Genomic DNA, 17167 nt, shown 5'->3' on the forward strand with positions numbered 1-17167 from the left:
TAGATCATGTGACGTTCCGGTTACAGTCGGGCCATGTCCGACACCGCGCCCGCCACCGAGATGGGTCTGCGCGACCGCAAGCGCATCGAGACCCGCAACCGCATCGCGGAGGCGGCTCGATCGTTGGCCCTCGAGCAGGACATCGACCGCACCACGATCGAGCAGATCGCCGCCCGCGCCGAGGTGTCACCGCGGACGTTCTTCAACTACTTCGAGAGCAAGGAGGACGCGGTCCTCGGGCACACCGAGCTCGACCTCGACCCTGCCACCCTCGACGCACACCTGGCCGCCGTCGCGGGGGAGCCGGCGGCGCAGGCCGTGGTCGACCTGGCGTTCCTGGTGTTCGGCTCGTCGTTCGGCGACGAGCACGAGCGACTCGAGCGCAAGGAGGTCATCGTGCGGTTCCCGCAGCTGATGCGCCGCCAGGTCGCGCGGATGACCACGGTCGCCGAGGCGATGACCGGCGCGGTGCGCACGATCCTCGAACGCGACCCCGCCTGGGGGCCGGACGCCGCGACACCGCAGGCGGCCGAGATGCTGCTCGGCATGTGCATGACGGGACTGCGCAGCGCCGCCCGGCACGAGGGCTCCGACCCGGAGCAGGTGCGTGCCGCGGTGGTCGCGTCGATCCGCGACGCCGCGGCCCGCATCACGGCTTCGTGATGAAGCCCTCCTCGACCATCCAGTCGAACGCGACGTCGGCGGGCTCGCGCCCCTCGACGTCGACCTGACGGTTCAGCTCCTGCAGCACGGCGTCGGTGAGCTTCGGCGAGATCTGGTCGTAGACGTCGGCGAGCTGCGGGTACTCCTTGAGCGTCTTCGAGTCGAGGACCGGGGCGACGTTGTACGCCGGGAAGAAGCCCTTGTCGTCCTCGAGCACCGTCAGACCGAGGGACTTGATGCGGCCGTCGGTCGTGAAGACCTCACCGAAGTTGCACTTGCCGCGGTCGGTGGCCGTGTAGACCGTGCCGGTGTCGAGGATGCTGACGTTGTCACTGGGGATCCCGTTCTCACCCGAACCGCCGAGCTCCAACCCGTACTTCTTCAGCATCGGCTTGAACCCGTCGGCACGCGAGTTGAACTCCGACTCCACGCAGAAGGTGCGTTGGTCGACGGGCAGCCTCGCGATGTCGGAGAGCGTCGTGACGTCCCCGAGCTCCTTGACCGCCTCGTCCCGGACCGCGAACGCGTAGGTGTTGTTCATCGGCGCCGGCTCGAGCCAGGTCAGCCCGTTGCGGGCGTCCTCCTGCTTGACCGCTTCCCACTGCTCGGTCTTGTCCGGGATCCCCTCGGCGTGGCCCATGTAGGTCAGCCACGCGGTGCCGGTGTACTCGTACGTCATGTCCGCGTCGTGCGTGGTCATGAGCTGCCGGGCGGGGACGCTTCCCGGCACGTTCGTCTCGTCAGTGACGTCGAACCCGGCGGCCTTCGCCGCGAGCACGGCGACCTTGCCGAGGACGAGCTGCTCGGTGAAGTTCTTCGACGTCACGGTGATGTGGGCGTCGTCCGGCAGGTCGTCGATGCGCTCGATGGTGCCGGGACCGGCCTCGGGGACGAAGGACGTCGCGGGCTGCAGGCCACAGCCGGCCAGGACGAGCGCGGTGGTGCCGGCGAGGGCGACGGCGGCCCCGCGGCGGAGGCGGCGGGTACGGCGGTTCATCGGAGTCCCTTCGGTCGTGCGACGGTCTCGACCAAGCGGCCGAGCCAGTCGATGGAGAGGGCGAGGAGGGCGACCAGCAGCGCGCCGGACACCAGCACCTTCGGCAGGAACAGGCTCACCCCGGTGGTGATGAGCAGACCGAGGCCTCCCGCGCCGATGAAGGTCGCCAGGCTCGCCGTGCCGACGAGCAGCACGAGGGCGGTCCGGATGCCCGAGAGCATCACGGGCACCGCGAGCGGCAGTTCGACGCGCATCAGCACGCTGAACGCGCTCATGCCCATGCCACGGCCGGCCTCGACCAGTCGGGCGTCGACGCTCTGCACACCGATCATGGTGTTCCGGAGCACCGGCAGGATCGCGTAGAGCACGAGCGCGACCACGGCGGACCACGAGTTCAGGCCGAGCCACGCCCCGAGGAGCACGATCAGGCCGACCGCGGGGGCCGCCTGCCCGAAGTTCGCGACGGCGAGCACGTACGGGCTCGCCCGACGGAGCGGTCCGCGCGTGAGGACGATGCCGAGCGGGATGCCGATGACGAGCACCAGCACCGTCGACTGCAGCGTGAGCACCAGGTGCTGCCCGGTGAGCGCCAGGATGTCCGACGGGTTGAGCGTCGTGCGCTCGGTCGGGGTCAGGTCCGCCGTGGCGAGCCAGATCGCGAACCCGGCGAGCACGACGAGGATCGCGATCGGCTGGAACAGCAGGCCCTTCCAGGACGTGCTGGCGCCGGTGGCGGGCCCGGCGGCGACAGCACTCACAGGTCTTCCCCGGAGGGCGCGATCACGGGCGCCGCCGGCGAGGACGGCAGCGTCTCGATCTGGTTGGTGTTCGTGCCGACCGGCGTGTACGCGCGGTCGTCAGCGGCGGCCGCACGCGACCGGGTGATGGCCTCCATGACGACCTCGACCGTGATGACACCGCGGAACGCCTCGCCCCGTCCGGTGACGAGTGCGGCGCCCGCGCTGGAGACGAGCATGGTGTCGAGCGCGTCGTTGAGCGTCGAGGCCTCGCCCACGATCGGCAGTTCCGGGTCGACGCCGTCCGGGATCCGGTCCAGGCGCTCGAGCTGCCGGCGCGACGGCCAGCCGATCGGCCGCTGCCGACGGTCGACCACGACGGCGTGCCCGTGGCCCCCGGCCTCCTGCATGCGCTGCAGGACGGCCTTCGCCTCTTCGCCGGGGGAGCAGGTCACCGCGGAGACGACCTCGACGTCGCGGACCCGGTTCAGGGTGAGCTGCTTCAGCCCGGCACCCGAGCCGATGAAGTTCTCGACGAACTCGTTCGCCGGCTCGGCCAGGATCCGCTCCGGGGTGTCGTACTGCACGATGTGCGCGCCCTCGGTGAAGATGACGATCCAGTCGCCGAGCTTCACGGCCTCGTCGAAGTCGTGGCTGACGATGACGATCGTCTTGTGCAGCTCTTCCTGGATCCGCAGGAGCTCGTCCTGCAGCCGCTGCCGGGTGATCGGGTCCACCGCACCGAACGGCTCGTCCATCAGCAGGACGGGCGGGTCGGCGGCGAGCGCCCGGGCGACGCCGACGCGCTGCTGCTGGCCGCCGGAGAGTTCGCGGGGGTAGCGGTCGCGGTAGGTGTCGGGGTCGAGCGAGACGAGGTCGAGCAGCTCGTCGACGCGCGCCGCGATCTTCTCCTTCGACCAGCCGAGCATCCTCGGCACGATCGCGATGTTCGCGGCGACGGTCATGTGCGGGAAGAGGCCGCCGGCCTGGATGACGTAGCCCATCCGGCGGCGGAGCTCGTCGGCGTCGATGCCGGTCACGTCGTCGTCCCCGACGACGATGCGGCCCTCGGTGGGCTCGATCAGCCGGTTGATCATCTTGAGCGTGGTCGTCTTGCCGCAGCCGGACGGGCCGACGAGCATGACGATCTTGCCGGCGGGGATCTCGAGCGTGATGCCGTCGACGGCGGGCTTCGACTGTCCGGGGTACCGCTTGGTGACCTCGTCGAGCAGGATGCTGCGGCCGGTGACGTCCCCGTCGGGCGCGGTGGTGGTGGCGGAGTCAGTGCTGGACACGGATACCTCTCGAGATGGTCAGGCGGCCGAGGCCGATGAGGAGCAGGTCGAGGACGAGGGCGAGCAGGACGACGCCGATCACCCCGACGACCACGGAGTACAGGGCGTTCGCGCCGCCGAGGCGCGAGAGTCCGGAGAAGATGAAGCCGCCGAGCCCCGGACCGAGGGCGTACGCGGCGATGGCCGCGATGCCCATCACCATCTGTGCGGACACGCGGACGCCGCTCAGGATGATCGGCCAGGCCATCGGCAGTTCGACCTGCACGAGGGTCCGGAACCGGCTCATGCCGATGCCCCGCGCCGACTCGACGACGCTGGGCGGGATCTCGGCGAGGCCGACGACCGCGTTGCGCAGGATCGGCAGGGCGGCGAAGAAGACGACCGTCACGACGGACGGCAGCACGCCGAAGCCGAGCGGGACGATGAGCAGGCCGATGACCGCGAAGGACGGCAGGGTGAGGCCGATGGCGGACACCCCGTTCGCGACGGAGGTCAGCCGGGGGCTGCGGTAGACGAGTGTGGCGAGCACCACGGCGATGACCGTGGCGAGCACCGTGCACTGGACCACCAGCGAGAAGTGCTGCCACGACGAGAACCAGATCTGGCTCCATCGCTCCACGACGTACTGGAACACGGGTGGGCGCTCCCCTTCCGGTCGGCCGAACTGCCCACGGGTCGGGGCACAAGCTGCGCCAAAGCTACGCAGGGCACGGACCGGTCGCACGACGAAGCGCAGTGGAAGCGATCGTTTCCTGTGCAGGTGGCCGGACGAGAACCCCTGTTCAACGGGCGGTTCGACCGTCGAGCCTGAGAGAACGGTAACGATCGTGAGGGGCCATCGGCTACGTGGTCAGGCCCCGCAGTCCGGAGCGCTCGGCGATGTCGACGAGCTGCTCGCGCCAGAGGACCCACTCTTCCGGGCTCTTGTCGGCCAGGTTGCCGTCCCCGTCGCCCGCCAGTCCGTCGAGCATCTCGCGCACGATGTCCGCGTGCCCCGCGTGCCGGGCGGTCTCGTACGCCATGTGCACCAAGATCCGGTGGAGCGTGACCTCGCGGTGCTCCTCCGGCCACCACGGGACGGTGCCGCGGGCGTCCAGGTCGAGTGCCTCGATGGTCGCGTCGGCGTGCGCGGCACTGCGGTGGTGGAAGGCCACGACGTCGTCCAGGGTCTCGTCGAGGGACGCGTACATGTCGTCGCCGTCCTCCGAGTCGAGCCAGGCGGGCGCGTCCGGCAGCGGTCGGCCGAACACCTCGCCGAAGTAGCCGGCCTGCACCCCCGCGACGTGCTTCACGAGTCCGAGCACGTTCGTACCGGTCGGGGTCACCGGCCAGCGGGCCTGCCGTTCGGCCAGGCCGTCGAGCTTGCCGAGGAGCGCGGCGCGGTGCTTCTGGAGGTACCGGTGCAGCGTCCGCTTCACCCCGGCGGCCGAGGCCAGGGGATCGGTGTCCGACGATGCTCCCTCGTCCGACAGGGCCGCGTTCCCGCTGGACGCGAGACCGGTGGTCGTCGCGGGGTGGACCTCGGGGACGGCGTCGGTGCTGCTCATGCCCTCGATCGAGCCACCACGACGTCCTGCAGGCGTGCCGATTCCTGCACGGCCACGCGCTCCGCGGTGAGCAGCAGCCCGGCCACCTCGGCCGAGGTCCGCGCGGGGGCGTCGTTCCAGCTCGTCAGGTCACGCACGCGGCCCATCCGGACGTCGGGCGCTGGGCACCACAGCACCGGCGCACCCTCGTCCACGGCGAGCGCGTGCCAGACGAGGTCGAGCGAGTGCTGGACCCGCGGCGAGTGCACGGCGTGCGGTCCGCCGGCGGCCGAGACGACGGCGCCGACCAGGCAGGCGGCGACGAGCGGCCGACCCTGCACGTCCATCGCGGCGGCGCTCGTGGCGTTCCGCGTCCGGCCGTGCTCGTCGAGGTACGCGAACCAGGCGTGCTGGATCCAGCCGCGTTCGACGACGCCGCGCGCCTCGGACAGCAGGTGCTCGAGCTCGCCGAGTTCCTGCAGCCGGGCCTCGACCCGTCGGACACGCGCGGCGGCGCGGCGCTCGGCGAGGCGGTCGAGGAACCCGCGCAGGCCGGTTCGGTCGGATCGGGTGGGAGCGGGAGAGGCGTCGGTGGCGACGTCGTGCTGGACGCGGAACTCGAGGGTCATGAGGGCCCCTCCGATCGGCTGTGCACGGTTGGTGCGGTCACGATAGCCCCGCGGGGTCTCAGCCGTCCAGCACCGCGTCGATGCTGCGCCGGGCGACGCTCCGGAAGGCGCGTTCGTCGGACGTCGCGAGCGCGGAGGCGAGCGCGATCGCCCACCCGCGGGCGCGTCCCCAGGTGGTGTCCGGGGCGGCGACCAGCGCCCGGAACGCGTGGCGGGCCTCCCGGTCGAGCGTCAGCCAGGCGGTGGCGAGGTCGACGGCGGGGTCCCCCGAGGTCACGTCGCCGAAGTCGACGACCGCCGACAGGCGTTCGTCGCCGTCCGGCGCGCGGTCGACGAGCACGTTGAAGGGGTGCAGGTCGCCGTGCACCCAGACGGGAGGCCCGGTGTGCGTCGGCAGCGCCGCCGCGGTCCGCCAGGCCGCTGCCAGCTCCACGGCCCGGGGCACGTCCTGCGTGGCGAGTCGCGCCAGGACGGCGTCGCTGCGCGTCGCCAGCGGTACCGCACGGAACGGGTTCGCCGGCGCCTCGGCCGGAGCCGGCACGTGCAGCCGTCGCACGAACTCCCCGAGCGCCTCGGCGACCCGTACCCCGGCGGCACGCTCACCGACGGGCGCACCGGGGAGCCACGGGACGACGCTCCACGACCAGGGGTACCCGAGCGCAGGACGGCCCACGCGCACGGGGGCGGGCACAGGCGCGATCGGTGCGACGCGGACGGCGATCTCCGGCAGCCACCGCTGCTCGTGCTCGACCAGGCGTGCCGCGAGCTCCCGCCGCGGCAGGCGCACGGCGTACTCGTCGCCGAGCCGCACGATGACGTTGTCCCAGCCGTTGGCGACCACCACGAGCGGCAGGTCCGCCAGGTCGGGGTGCTGGTCGTGGAGCAGCGCCCGGACGAGCGGGACGTCGACGTCGACCTCTGCCGGTGGGGTGGGCACCGATCCAGGCTAGTGGGCCGCCGGACACATGCCCGCGAACGGGGGCGGGTGCGGAAACCGACCGCTGGGTATCCTCGGGAGGACGGTGACGTGGGTGTTTCCCTGGGGGGACCCGCGTCACTCCGGGGCGATGATCGCGACGAGTCGGGGGACCTCGGGTCGCAGACGTTCCGTGACCAGCGCGGCGAGCAGCACCGTCCAGAGCTCCCGCAGGCGCTCGTACAGGTCGGTGCGGTCGGCGAGCACGTCCGACACCGTCTGCACGCCCGTGTAGGCGGGGATGACCACGCGACCCACCAGGTCCGGGTCCCACCGGGCGTCGACCTCGCCGGCGTCGATCGCCTGGCGGACGGTCTGCGCGATCACCGCCATCCAGTCGGTGTACGGGTCCTGACGGGGGACGTCGCGCGTCGCGACCTCGGTCGACAGACGGATGCCGGCGCTCACGACGACCTCGGTCACCATCTGGGTCGCCAGTCCCTGCGACATCCACATGAGGGCCTCGAGCGGTGTCCTGCTCCGGGCGATCGCGGCCTCGCCGTACCGCCGGGAGACCTCGTGCTGCTGGACGATCACGGCGCCGGCCAGGTCGGCCTTCGAGGCGAAGTGGAAGTAGAGCGCACCCTTGGTCAGACCGATCCGCTCGGCGACGCCGTCCATCGACGCACCGAGGTACCCGCGGTCGTCGAACTCGGCGGCCGCGGCCCCGATGATCGCCGCGCGGGTCTCGAGCGCGCGCTGCTGCCGGGTGCGTCCGTCCTGCGCCATCACCTCCCGATCGTAGTCCCGCTCCCGGGGCACGCACGGCCCGCGTCCGGGCGGGTGCCCTACGGTTGGCGGCCATGGACGGATGGCGGAACCCCGCGCGGTGGGCGCGGACCGGACGGTGGCTGCTGCTGCCGATCGCGGTGCTCGACTGGGTGGCCCTCGCGCCGCAGACCGTGGTCGTGGTCGCGTTCCTGATCGCCGTCGTCGGCCTGGCGGGCATGGCGGCCGCGCTCGTGGTGCACATGCTCGGGCGCTCCCGCGGGGCGATGGCCCTGCTCGGCGTCGTGCTGCTGCTCGGCGGGCTCGTGGTGTTCGGCCTCGACCCGTTCCCCGGTTCGTTCCCGCTCATCGACGCGTGGTGGCCCGAGTCGATCACGCAGCCGCAGGTGGTCGGCAGCGCCTACTGGCAGCTGGCCGGTCTCGGCATCGAGCTCGCCGGCTTCGGGCTGCTGGCCACGCTGCTCGTCGTCGCGCTCACCGGGGCACCGCGATCACGGCAGGACCGCTTCCGTTCCTGACCGCGGTGCGGCAGGACGCCGTTCAGTGACGGCCCAGCAGCACGACGGTGACGTCCCGGCGGTTGTCCGCCTGCACGAGCGCGCGGATCCGCTCGACGGCCGCGGCACCGGCCGGCTCGGACCGCACCAGGTCGGCCAGGTCATCGAGGTGCCGGATGCCCTCGAGCGCCAGGACACCCTCGGTGCACACCGCCAGCCGATCGCCCGCCGCCAGGTCGAGCGTGGCGGGGGACCTCGGCACGGACTCCGGCTGCAGGCCGAGCGGCAGGTCGAGCGAGTGCAACGCACGGCTGCTGCCGTCGGCGCGGATGAGCACCGCGAGGCCGTGGCCCGCGTCCCCGAAGTCGACGTGCCCCGACGTCGGGTCGAGCCGCAGGTGGAAGAGCGAGCCGACGGCGTCCGCAGCGGACAGGTCGGCGGTGATCTGGGCCTCCAGACCGCCGATCGCGTCCGGCATGGCGGTCTCGGTCCGCGCGACCACGGCACCACGGACGGCCGAGGCGAGCAGGCCGGACGCGCGGCCGGCCGCCGCGACGCTGCCCACGGTGACGTGCAGCGCACCGTCGGCGGCGAGTCGCCAGTCGGCGACGTCCCCGCCGCCCTGCTGACGACGCAGCGCGAGCGTGTCCAGGTCGTGGCCGGGGACCTCGACGCGTTCGGGGACCAGGCTCTCGCGCACACGGCTGATCCGACCACGGTCGATCGCCTGACCGAGCTCGCGCTCGGCCCAGCGCGCGAGGTCGCGGAGCAGGTCGAGGTCCGCGGCCGACATCTCGCGCGGGGTCGCGTCCATGATGCACAGCGTGCCGACCCGGGTGCCGTCGAGCATCGTCAACGGCGCCCCCGCGTAGAAGCGGATCCCGTGCTCCGCCACCGCCGCGGTGTGCGCGTACCGGTCGTCGAGCGAGGCGTCGGGGATCACCATCGGCTCCGGACTGAGCACCGTCGTGGCGCAGAACTGCTCGCTCGCGGGCACGCTCGAACCCTGGTGCCAGCCGAACGTCGACTGCGTCGTGACGACGTCACTGTGGACGAGGTTGAGGAAGGTCAGCGGCACGCCGAACGCCTCGTGGGTCATGCGGGTGATGCGGTCGAAACGCTCCTCGGGGCCTGCCCCCAAGACCTCGAGCGCCTCGATCACCGCGGTGCGTCGGTCCGCACCGTCGAGATGGTTGGTCACACGCCCTGTCTACCCGCTCAGTCCGTCAGGAACCAGTCCCGCGGGTGGGGGTCGGCACTGAGCGTGCGCCGCTCGGACACCGGGGCCGCCCACGACGCCGCGTTCGACAACACCTGCTGGATGTCCGAGTGGTGGTAGACGGGGTACTCCTGGTCGCCGGGGGAGAAGTAGAAGACCTTCCCCAGACCGCGGCGGTAGGCGACGCCGGACCGGAACACCTCGCCGCCCGCGAACGTCGACAGGAAGACCTCCTCGTCGGGGCGCGGGATGTCGAAGAACTCGCCGTACATCTCCTGCCGGTCGATCACGATCGGGTGCGGGACCCCGGCGGCGATCGGGTGCTCCGGCGCGATCGTCCAGACGAGCTCGCGTTCGCCGTCGTTCCGCCACTTCAGCGAGCAGGTGGTGCCCATCAGGCGCTTGAACGGCTTCGAGTAGTGCCCGGAGTGCAGTACCACCAGGCCCATGCCGGCGTGAACGGCGTCGACGACCAGGTCGACGACGGCGTCGCTGACCTCCTCGTGGGCGGCGTGGCCCCACCAGAACAGGACGTCGGTCGTGGCCAGGCGCTCGGCAGTGATGCCGTGGTCGGGCTCCTGCAGCGTGGCGGTGCTCACGGTGGCGTCGGGGTGGTGCTCGCGGAGCGCTGCGGCGATCACGGTGTGCATGCCGTCCGGGTAGTGCCCGATGACCGTCGCGTCACCGCGGGTCTCGTGCACGTTCTCGTTCCAGACGACGATGTTCAGGGGACGGGATTCGGTCGGCACTGACATGGCTCCACGCTAGCGGGTCTTCTCCAGGGGCGGTCCGCGACGATGTGGGCATGACTCCCCGCTCCCTGTTCCGCGCCGCCGCGGTCGCCGAACTCGTGACCTGGACCATGCTCATCGCCGGGATGGTGCTCAAGTACGGCCTGGACGCCGGCGACTGGGGCGTCCGGATCGGCGGCGGGGTGCACGGCTTCGTGTTCCTGGCCTACCTGGTGGTGACGACCGTCGTCGCGGTCAACCAGCGCTGGTCCGTCGGCGCGCTCCTGCTCGGCTGGGCGAGTGCCGTCGTGCCGTACGCCACGGTGCCGTTCGAGGTCGCGGTGGCCCGGCGCGGCATGCTCGAGGGCTCGTGGCGCCGCTCGCCGGACGCGCACTCGGGCTTCTGGGACCGCCTGCTGTTCTTCGTGGTGCGTCGTCCGGTGGTCGCGGTCGGCATCGGGGTGGTGGCGGTCGCCCTGGTGTTCGTGGTGCTGCTCGCCGCGGGTCCGCCCGTGCCGCGCTCCTGACGGGCGCGGGCGGTGAGTTCGTGCCGTCGCGAGGTCGCGCCGCCGCGAGGTCGCGCCGTCCCGAGGTCGCGCCGTCCCGAGGTCGCGCCGTCCCGAGGTCGCGCCGCCGCGAGGTCGCGCCGTCCCGAGGTCGCGCCGCCGCGAGGTTCCACAACACGCCGCTCAGGTTCGCCGAGGTTCCGGAAACGAGCCGTGCGCGACGCGACATGCCGAGATTTCGGAACCTCGGGGGCGGGTGACGGGCGGGTGACGGGGGCGACGAGCGGGGGCCGGCGCGCGTGACGACGGACGGGAGGCCCGGTGCCAGCTGGCACCGGGCCTCCCGTCCGTCAGGTGGTGCTCCTAGAGCGCGGCGAGCGTCGCGTTCAACGTGGCGGACGGGCGCATGACCGCGCTCGTCTTGGCGTCGTCGGGGCGGTAGTAGCCGCCGATGTCGGCCGGGTGGCCCTGCACGCCGTTCAGCTCGTCGACGATCTGCTGCTCCTGGGCGTCGAGCTTCCCGGCGATGTCGGCGAACGCCGCCGCGAGCTCGGTGTCCTGCGTCTGCGCCGCGAGCTCCTCCGCCCAGTACTTGGCCAGGTAGAAGTGGCTGCCGCGGTTGTCGATCGAGCCGAGCTTGCGGCCCGGGGACTTGTCCTGCTCGAGGAAGGTCCCGGTGGCACGGTCGAGCGTCTCACCGAGGATCTTCGCCCGCTCGTTGCCCGTCACACCGGCGAGGTGCTCGAGGCTGACCGCCAGCGCGAGGAACTCGCCGAGGCTGTCCCAGCGCAGGTAGTTCTGCTGCACGAGCTGCTGGACGTGCTTCGGCGCGGAACCGCCGGCGCCGGTCTCGAACAGTCCGCCACCACCGAGCAGCGGGACGACGGAGAGCATCTTCGCCGAGGTGCCGAGCTCCATGATCGGGAACAGGTCGGTCAGGTAGTCGCGCAGGACGTTGCCCGTGACGGAGATGGTGTCCTCGCCGCGGCGGATGCGCTCGAGCGAGAAGCGCATGGCGTCCTCCGGCGACAGGATCTCGATCTGCAGGCCCTCGGTGTCGAGCTCGCCCAGGTACCCGCGGACCAGACCGATCAGGTTCGCGTCGTGCGCACGGGTCTCGTCGAGCCAGAACACGGCCGGGGTCTCCGACGCGCGGGCACGGGTGACGGCGAGCTTGACCCAGTCGCGGATGGCGACGTCCTTGGTCTGGCAGGCGCGCCAGATGTCGCCGGGCTCCACGTCGTGCTCGATGACGACGTCGCCGGCGGCGTTCGTCACGCGGACGACGCCGGCACCGGGGACCTCGAAGGTCTTGTCGTGCGAGCCGTACTCCTCGGCCTTCAGCGCCATCAGGCCGACGTTCGGGACGGAGCCCATCGTCGCCGGGTCGAACGCACCGTTGACGCGGCAGTCGTCGATCACGGTCTGGTAGATGCCGGCGTAGCTCGAGTCCGGGATCACGGCGAGGGTGTCGTGCTCGTCGCCGTCCGGGCCCCACATGTGGCCGGAGGTGCGGATCATCGCGGGCATCGAGGCGTCCACGATGACGTCGCTCGGGACGTGCAGGTTCGTGATGCCCTTGTCCGAGTCGACCATCGCGAGCTCGGGGCCCGCGGCGATGCCGTCGGTGAAGGCCTGCTTGATCTCCGCGCCGTTCGGCAGCACGTCGAGCCCCGCGAGGATCGAGCCGAGGCCGTCGTTCGGGGTGAGTCCGGCGGCGGCCAGGTCGGCCCCGAAGCGTTCGAACACCGACGGGAAGAACGCCTTGATGACGTGGCCGAAGATGATCGGGTCGGAGACCTTCATCATCGTGGCCTTGAGGTGGACGGAGAACAGGACGTCCTCGGCCGCGGCGCGCTGGATCTGCTCCTGCAGGAAGGTCTCCAGCGCGGCGACGTGCAGCACGGTGCCGTCGACGACCTCGCCCTGCACGACGGGGATCGACTGCTTGAGGACCTGGGTCTCGCCGCCCTCGGCGACGAACGTGATCGTCAGGACGTCGTCGGCGGGGGCGATCCAGGACTTCTCGTTCGACCGGAAGTCGTCGACGCCCATGGTGACGACGTTCGTCTTCGAGTCGCTGCTCCACGCACCCATGCGGTGCGGGTGCTTCCGGGCGTAGTTCTTGACGGACAGGGGCGCGCGGCGGTCGGAGTTGCCCTCGCGCAGCACGGGGTTGACGGCGCTGCCCTGGACGCGGCCGTAGCGGGCGCGGGCGTCGCGCTCCTCGTCCGTCTTCGGCTCGTCGGGGTAGTCCGGCAGGTCGTAGCCCTGCGACTGCAGTTCCTTGATCGCGACCTTGAGCTGCGGGATCGACGCCGAGATGTTCGGCAGCTTGATGATGTTCGCCTCGGGGGTCTTCGCGAGCTCGCCGAGCTCGGCCAGGGCGTCGTCCACGCGCTGCTCGTCGGTGAGCCGCTCGGGGAACTGGGCGATGATCCGGCCGGCGAGCGAGATGTCGCGCGTCTCGACGTCGACACCAGCGGTGCCGGCGAAGGCCTGGATGACCGGGAGGAAGGAGTGGGTGGCGAGGAACGGCGCCTCGTCCGTGAGGGTGTAGATGATCTTGGCCATGCTGGCGGGTACTCCCTTGTTCGACCGTCGGTACGTCCACGGTACTCGTGGCGCAGGATGTCTCGACATCAAGATACATGGTGCGACCTGCGTTCGGCAGGTGCTCGGCAGACGTCCTGGAGGCGCACTGGCGACACATAGGAATGCCCGGTGGACTGGTCTTCCGCAGTTCCCGAGCCGCAGGAGGGTGACCATGTCGACGACACGTCAGACGCCGGAGGATTTCGGGTGGACCGCGGAGGACCTGCGCTCCGCCTACGCCTCGGACGGCAGTGGCCCGTACCGGTACGCCCCGGACGGCAGTGGGCCCTTCTCGTACGACGTCGACGGGTCCGGTCCGTGGCTCGTCGGCCCGGAGCCCCGCCGCGGGCCGGCACGGTTCGCCCCGCGCGACCGGAGCGGGCGCGGGCGACTCCGCAGGTTCGGGACCGCCTGCACCGCCGGAGCGCTGGCCCTCGTGCTCGCCGTCGGCAGCGTCGCGGTCATCGCCCACGCCGCCCCTCCACACCCCTCGGTCCAGGCGAGTGTTCTCCACAGCGGTGAGCCCGACGGGACCTGATCGCGCGGACGGTGCCACGCTGGACCGGTGACCGAACTCCTCGTGGTCGGCGTCATCGCCGTCATCGCCATCGCGGGTGCTGCCGTGCTCGGGCCCCGCATCGGGGTCGCGGCGCCGCTCGTGCTCGTCGTCGTCGGGATCGTCGCGAGCCTGCTGCCGTTCGTCCCGGACGCCGACATCGAACCGGAGTGGATCCTGGCGGGGGTCCTACCACCGCTGTTGTACTCGTCAGCGGTGTCGATGCCGTCGATGAACTTCCGGCGCGAGTTCGGCGCCATCAGCGGCCTGTCGGTGCTGCTCGTCATCGCGTCGAGCCTGGTGCTCGGCCTGTTCTTCGCCTGGGTGGTGCCGGACCTCGGGTTCTGGTGGGGGATCGCCCTCGGGGCGATCGTCAGTCCCACCGACGCCGTCGCCACCTCGATCGTCAAGCAGACCTCGGTGTCGCGCCGGGCGATCTCGATCCTCGACGGCGAATCGCTGCTCAACGACGCGACCGCGCTCGTGCTCCTGCGCACGGCGATCTTCACCGCGGGTGCATCGTTCTCGTTCTGGGGCGCGCTCGGCGACTTCGCGAAGGCCGTCGCCATCGCCGTGGCCATCGGCTGGTTCGTCGGCTGGTTGAACGTCTTCGTCCGCGCCCGGGTGCCGAGTGCCGCGGTGAACACGGCACTGTCCTTCGCGGTGCCGTTCGTCGCTGCCCTGCCGACCGAGCACTTCGGCGGATCCGGGCTCGTGGCCGCGGTCGTCGCGGGTCTGTTCACCGGCATCGTCGGGCCGCGCAAACTCCCGCCGGGCCACCGACTGTCGGACGCGCAGAACTGGCAGACCATCGAGCTCGTGCTCGAGGGCGCGGTGTTCCTGACGATGGGGCTCGAACTCGCGTCGATCCTCGGCGACGTCCAGCGGGAGCACGCGGGCATCGCTCCGGCGCTGCTGATCGCCGTCGGCGCCCTCGTGCTCACCGTGCTCGTCCGTGCGGCGTACGTCGTGCCGCTGCTGCTGGCGCTGTCGGCGAGCGCCAAGCGCGGCGAGCGGATGCAGGAGCGCTTCGCCGAGATGCACGCCGGCGACCGCGACGCGATGAGCGAGGTGATCCGCGAGCACCGGCCCGGCAACCGCGCACCCTCGGAACGAGAGCTCGACCGGTTCACGACGCGCGTCCGCCGCACCCTGGCGGACATCGCGTACTACACGAAGGCACCGCTGGGCTGGCGGGAGGGCACCGCCGTGGTCTGGGCGGGCATGCGTGGAGCGGTGACCGTCGCCGCTGCGCAGACCCTGCCCGAGGGCACGCCGCAGCGATCGCTCCTGGTCTTCATCGCGTTCACGGTCGCCCTGTTGTCGCTCGTGGTCCAGGGCGGCACGATCGGCCCGCTGCTCCGGCGGATCGCGGCACCGGCACCGGACACCGCTGCGAAGGACACCGAGGAACGCCGGCGACTGCTCGACCTCATGCGCGGTGCTGCCGAACAGGTCCCGGGGACGCGTGAGCAGCCGCCGGCGACGAACGAGGAGCTCCGGGCCGCCGACCCGGCCGAGCTGCGGGCGTGGATGGGCCGCGAGAAGGCCCGACGGCTCGCGGTGCTCGAGGCGCAGCGCGCGGCGATCCTCGATGCCCGCGACGACGGCACGTTCGACGCCGAGGTGCTCGAGTCGATGCTGCAGAACCTCGACGCCGAGCAGATCGCCCTCGAGCTCCGCGGGGCGCCTGCCCGCTGACGGCTGTCACGCCGGTCAGGTGCCGATCGAGACGCGGAACACCCGCACGCCGGCGGCCCGGAGTGCTGCGAGCCCGAGCCGCATCCGCATGCTGCGGAACGGCCGCTCGAACCCCGACGGTGCCGATGCCGCGTCGATCTGGTGCAGCACCTCGGAGGTCAGGGTGCGCTCGACCTTTGGCGCCAGCCGCGTCAGACCCGAGACCGTCACGACGATCCGGACGGCGTGCGGCACGAGCAGGGGGTCGATGAGTTCGGCGGCCTCTTGTGCGCGGTGGAACGCGGGGTCGTCACCGGGGCGGCGGATCGCGATGACCGCGAGTTCGGCGTCCCAGGTCTCCTCCGGGTCCGGCAGGTCGTCGACCCCGATGACCCGCATGCGGGCAGCGTCGATGCCCGCGCGCACCGCGGCGGCGCGGAGCACGGGCAGGAGTTCCTGGGTGCCGGCGAGCACGACGTCGGCGGTGCCGAGGTCGACCTGCGCGGGCCGCTCTCGCGGCGATCGGGCCATGGTGCGGGTCCTTCCGTCGCTTTCCCACGACGCTACCGATGTCGGACGGTCGGGGGACGTCGGGGCCCGCGGTGATCAGGTGCCTCCCAGCCCTGCGGTAACGAAAAGATCACGGTGAGGCCTGTACAAAGCGACAGAGTCGTGCAGAATGGTGGGCGGCCATGACGACTGCACCCGAACTCGACCAGCACCCGGAGACCCCGGTGGTGCACCTGTCCCGTCGCGCTGCCCTCGAGGCCGAGCGCGCCGCAGCCCGGAAGCCCCAGCGCCGAGCGGACAAGCCGGAGAAGTCCGCCAAGGTCGCGAGGCCCGCAAAGGCAGCGAAGGTCATCGAAGCAGCAACGGTCGCGAAGCCCGTCGGCCGCCGCGCCACCGCAGCCCGCGCGACGACCGAACACGTCGACACCCGCATCACGCGCGTGGTCCGCCGCCCCGCTGCCACCGTGACGAGCGTCACGAAGGCCCCACGGGCCTCCCGGTCCGGTCGAGCCGGGCGGATCACCCTGACCAGCGCGGCTGCGGCGATCGCGATGTTCGCCGCCTCGGCGATGCCCGCCCACGCCAGCGCCGGTACCTCGATGGCGACCTCGACCATCGCGCCGATCGTGCGCACCCAGGACTACGCGGTCACCCAGGCGGTCACCGCGACCGGGCTCGACCGCGACGGGTTCACCGTCGGCGGCGGCACGACACGCACGGTCGTCACGGCGGGCGGCACGGCGGACGCGAGCGGGATCGCAGGCGAAGCCGTGTCCTACGGCGGAGCCGTCCGATCCCCGTTCCCCGGCCCGGTGCAGATGAGCTCGGGCTTCGGCTACCGCGCGGCACCGTGCGGCGCGTGCTCCTCGCTGCACCAGGGCCTCGACTTCACGCCCGGCATGGGAACGCCCATCGGCGCCGTCGCCGCCGGCACCGTCCGGATCTCGGGCACGTACTTCTCGTACGGCAACGCCGTGATCATCGACCACGAGATCGACGGCCGCCAGGTGTCGACGCTGTACGGGCACATGATCCCGGGGTCGTCGCCGCTCAAGGTCGGCGACCAGGTCGAGGCGGGCCAGTTCATCGGCCTCGTGGGCTCCTCGGGCGTCTCGACGGGCGCGCACCTGCACCTCGAGGTCTTGATGGACGGCGTGACCCCGATCGACCCCGAGGCGTGGCTCGAAGCCCGCATCGGCCGCTCGCTCACCACGTAGCGCCGAGGCACGCACAGCAGACGTCGAGCGCTGGTGGGGTGACATCCCAGCAGCCCTGTGCAGACTCACAGGCATGGACGATCACCACAGACCGCCCGCCCGTC

Annotated in this window: 18 protein-coding genes; 6 read left to right on the forward strand and 12 right to left on the reverse strand. The window is 71.7% G+C overall.

Annotated elements, in window-relative coordinates:
* Nucleotides 1-33 precede the first annotated feature (33 nt).
* Entirely contained in the window at nucleotides 34-663 is a 630-nt protein-coding gene (locus KZI27_RS19530; RefSeq protein WP_222658890.1) for a TetR/AcrR family transcriptional regulator, read from the forward strand.
* Here KZI27_RS19530 and KZI27_RS19535 read toward each other — a convergent pair.
* The 8 genes from KZI27_RS19535 to KZI27_RS19570 form a co-directional block, all read right to left on the reverse strand.
* Nucleotides 650-1660 (reverse strand): glycine betaine ABC transporter substrate-binding protein, encoded by a 1011-nt coding sequence (locus KZI27_RS19535; protein WP_222658891.1) that lies wholly within the window; start codon nucleotides 1658-1660, stop codon nucleotides 650-652. The two genes, KZI27_RS19530 and KZI27_RS19535, sit on opposite strands and share 14 nt — an antisense overlap.
* A complete protein-coding gene (locus tag KZI27_RS19540; RefSeq protein WP_222658892.1) occupies nucleotides 1657-2418 on the reverse strand; it encodes an ABC transporter permease in 762 nt (253 codons plus the stop codon). The genes KZI27_RS19535 and KZI27_RS19540 overlap by 4 nt, the downstream gene beginning before the upstream one ends.
* A complete protein-coding gene (locus tag KZI27_RS19545; RefSeq protein ID WP_222658893.1) occupies nucleotides 2415-3692 on the reverse strand; it encodes an ABC transporter ATP-binding protein in 1278 nt (425 codons plus the stop codon). Before KZI27_RS19545 ends, KZI27_RS19540 begins: the two co-directional genes overlap by 4 nt.
* Nucleotides 3679-4326, reverse strand: coding sequence for an ABC transporter permease (locus KZI27_RS19550; RefSeq protein WP_123311523.1), 648 nt, complete (start codon nucleotides 4324-4326; stop codon nucleotides 3679-3681). The genes KZI27_RS19545 and KZI27_RS19550 overlap by 14 nt, the downstream gene beginning before the upstream one ends.
* Nucleotides 4327-4534: 208 nt before the next feature.
* Nucleotides 4535-5239, reverse strand: a complete 705-nt coding sequence (locus KZI27_RS19555; protein WP_222658894.1) for a DinB family protein — start codon at nucleotides 5237-5239, stop codon at nucleotides 4535-4537.
* Entirely contained in the window at nucleotides 5236-5847 is a 612-nt protein-coding gene (locus KZI27_RS19560) for a hypothetical protein (protein WP_123311519.1), read from the reverse strand. Before KZI27_RS19560 ends, KZI27_RS19555 begins: the two co-directional genes overlap by 4 nt.
* 58 nt (nucleotides 5848-5905) lie before the next feature.
* Nucleotides 5906-6784: an aminoglycoside phosphotransferase family protein gene (locus KZI27_RS19565; RefSeq protein WP_222658895.1), complete on the reverse strand. Its 879-nt coding sequence runs from the start codon at nucleotides 6782-6784 to the stop codon at nucleotides 5906-5908.
* Between the two features lie 117 nt (nucleotides 6785-6901).
* Nucleotides 6902-7552, reverse strand: coding sequence for a ScbR family autoregulator-binding transcription factor (locus KZI27_RS19570; RefSeq protein ID WP_222658896.1), 651 nt, complete (start codon nucleotides 7550-7552; stop codon nucleotides 6902-6904).
* A 74-nt stretch (nucleotides 7553-7626) separates the two neighbouring features.
* Between KZI27_RS19570 and KZI27_RS19575 the strand changes: the two genes are divergently transcribed.
* A complete protein-coding gene (locus tag KZI27_RS19575; RefSeq protein WP_222658897.1) occupies nucleotides 7627-8070 on the forward strand; it encodes a hypothetical protein in 444 nt (147 codons plus the stop codon).
* Between the two features lie 22 nt (nucleotides 8071-8092).
* Here KZI27_RS19575 and KZI27_RS19580 read toward each other — a convergent pair whose 3' ends face one another.
* Together KZI27_RS19580 and KZI27_RS19585 are read right to left on the reverse strand one after the other, a co-directional pair.
* Entirely contained in the window at nucleotides 8093-9250 is a 1158-nt protein-coding gene (locus tag KZI27_RS19580; protein WP_222658898.1) for a PP2C family protein-serine/threonine phosphatase, read from the reverse strand.
* A gap of 17 nt (nucleotides 9251-9267) precedes the next feature.
* Nucleotides 9268-10023: a ThuA domain-containing protein gene (locus tag KZI27_RS19585; protein WP_261783994.1), complete on the reverse strand. Its 756-nt coding sequence runs from the start codon at nucleotides 10021-10023 to the stop codon at nucleotides 9268-9270.
* Nucleotides 10024-10073: 50 nt separating this feature from the next.
* Here KZI27_RS19585 and KZI27_RS19590 point away from each other — a divergent pair, with 50 nt between their 5' ends.
* Nucleotides 10074-10526 carry a DUF3817 domain-containing protein gene (locus KZI27_RS19590; RefSeq protein WP_222658899.1) on the forward strand — a complete coding sequence of 151 codons (453 nt, stop codon included), beginning with the start codon at nucleotides 10074-10076 and terminating at the stop codon, nucleotides 10524-10526.
* 342 nt (nucleotides 10527-10868) lie between these two features.
* On the opposite strand, the gene KZI27_RS19595 is transcribed toward KZI27_RS19590, so the two are convergent.
* Nucleotides 10869-13079, reverse strand: a complete 2211-nt coding sequence (locus tag KZI27_RS19595; RefSeq protein ID WP_222658900.1) for an NADP-dependent isocitrate dehydrogenase — start codon at nucleotides 13077-13079, stop codon at nucleotides 10869-10871.
* A 193-nt stretch (nucleotides 13080-13272) separates the two neighbouring features.
* Here KZI27_RS19595 and KZI27_RS19600 point away from each other — a divergent pair, with 193 nt between their 5' ends.
* Nucleotides 13273-13638: a hypothetical protein gene (locus KZI27_RS19600; RefSeq protein ID WP_222658901.1), complete on the forward strand. Its 366-nt coding sequence runs from the start codon at nucleotides 13273-13275 to the stop codon at nucleotides 13636-13638.
* A 27-nt stretch (nucleotides 13639-13665) separates the two neighbouring features.
* On the forward strand, nucleotides 13666-15357 hold the full coding sequence (locus KZI27_RS19605; RefSeq protein WP_222658902.1) for a cation:proton antiporter: 1692 nt from the start codon (nucleotides 13666-13668) through the stop codon (nucleotides 15355-15357).
* A 15-nt stretch (nucleotides 15358-15372) separates the two neighbouring features.
* Here the strand turns inward: KZI27_RS19605 and KZI27_RS19610 are convergent, their stop codons facing one another.
* Entirely contained in the window at nucleotides 15373-15867 is a 495-nt protein-coding gene (locus KZI27_RS19610) for a hypothetical protein (RefSeq protein WP_123311502.1), read from the reverse strand.
* Nucleotides 15868-16028: 161 nt separating this feature from the next.
* On the opposite strand from KZI27_RS19610, the gene KZI27_RS19615 reads away from it, so the two are divergent.
* Nucleotides 16029-17063, forward strand: coding sequence for a M23 family metallopeptidase (locus tag KZI27_RS19615; RefSeq protein WP_222658903.1), 1035 nt, complete (start codon nucleotides 16029-16031; stop codon nucleotides 17061-17063).
* The last annotated feature ends 104 nt before the right edge of the window (nucleotides 17064-17167 follow it).

Origin of the sequence: Curtobacterium sp. TC1, assembly GCF_019844075.1 — a bacterium.
Taxonomy (GTDB): Bacteria; Actinomycetota; Actinomycetes; order Actinomycetales; family Microbacteriaceae; genus Curtobacterium.

Excerpts from the sequence above, each read along its gene's own strand:
- KZI27_RS19595 (WP_222658900.1), bottom strand. The coding sequence starts at position 13,079 with ATGGCCAAGATCATCTACACCCTCACGGACGAGGCGCCGTTCCTCGCC.
- KZI27_RS19560 (WP_123311519.1), bottom strand. The coding sequence starts at position 5,847 with ATGACCCTCGAGTTCCGCGTCCAGCACGACGTCGCCACCGACGCCTCT.
- KZI27_RS19585 (WP_261783994.1), bottom strand. The coding sequence starts at position 10,023 with ATGTCAGTGCCGACCGAATCCCGTCCCCTGAACATCGTCGTCTGGAAC.
- KZI27_RS19570 (WP_222658896.1), bottom strand. The coding sequence starts at position 7,552 with ATGGCGCAGGACGGACGCACCCGGCAGCAGCGCGCGCTCGAGACCCGC.
- KZI27_RS19615 (WP_222658903.1), top strand. The coding sequence starts at position 16,029 with ATGACGACTGCACCCGAACTCGACCAGCACCCGGAGACCCCGGTGGTG.
- KZI27_RS19575 (WP_222658897.1), top strand. The coding sequence starts at position 7,627 with ATGGACGGATGGCGGAACCCCGCGCGGTGGGCGCGGACCGGACGGTGG.
- KZI27_RS19610 (WP_123311502.1), bottom strand. The coding sequence starts at position 15,867 with ATGGCCCGATCGCCGCGAGAGCGGCCCGCGCAGGTCGACCTCGGCACC.
- KZI27_RS19530 (WP_222658890.1), top strand. The coding sequence starts at position 34 with ATGTCCGACACCGCGCCCGCCACCGAGATGGGTCTGCGCGACCGCAAG.
- KZI27_RS19590 (WP_222658899.1), top strand. The coding sequence starts at position 10,074 with ATGACTCCCCGCTCCCTGTTCCGCGCCGCCGCGGTCGCCGAACTCGTG.
- KZI27_RS19535 (WP_222658891.1), bottom strand. The coding sequence starts at position 1,660 with ATGAACCGCCGTACCCGCCGCCTCCGCCGCGGGGCCGCCGTCGCCCTC.
- KZI27_RS19555 (WP_222658894.1), bottom strand. The coding sequence starts at position 5,239 with ATGAGCAGCACCGACGCCGTCCCCGAGGTCCACCCCGCGACGACCACC.
- KZI27_RS19600 (WP_222658901.1), top strand. The coding sequence starts at position 13,273 with ATGTCGACGACACGTCAGACGCCGGAGGATTTCGGGTGGACCGCGGAG.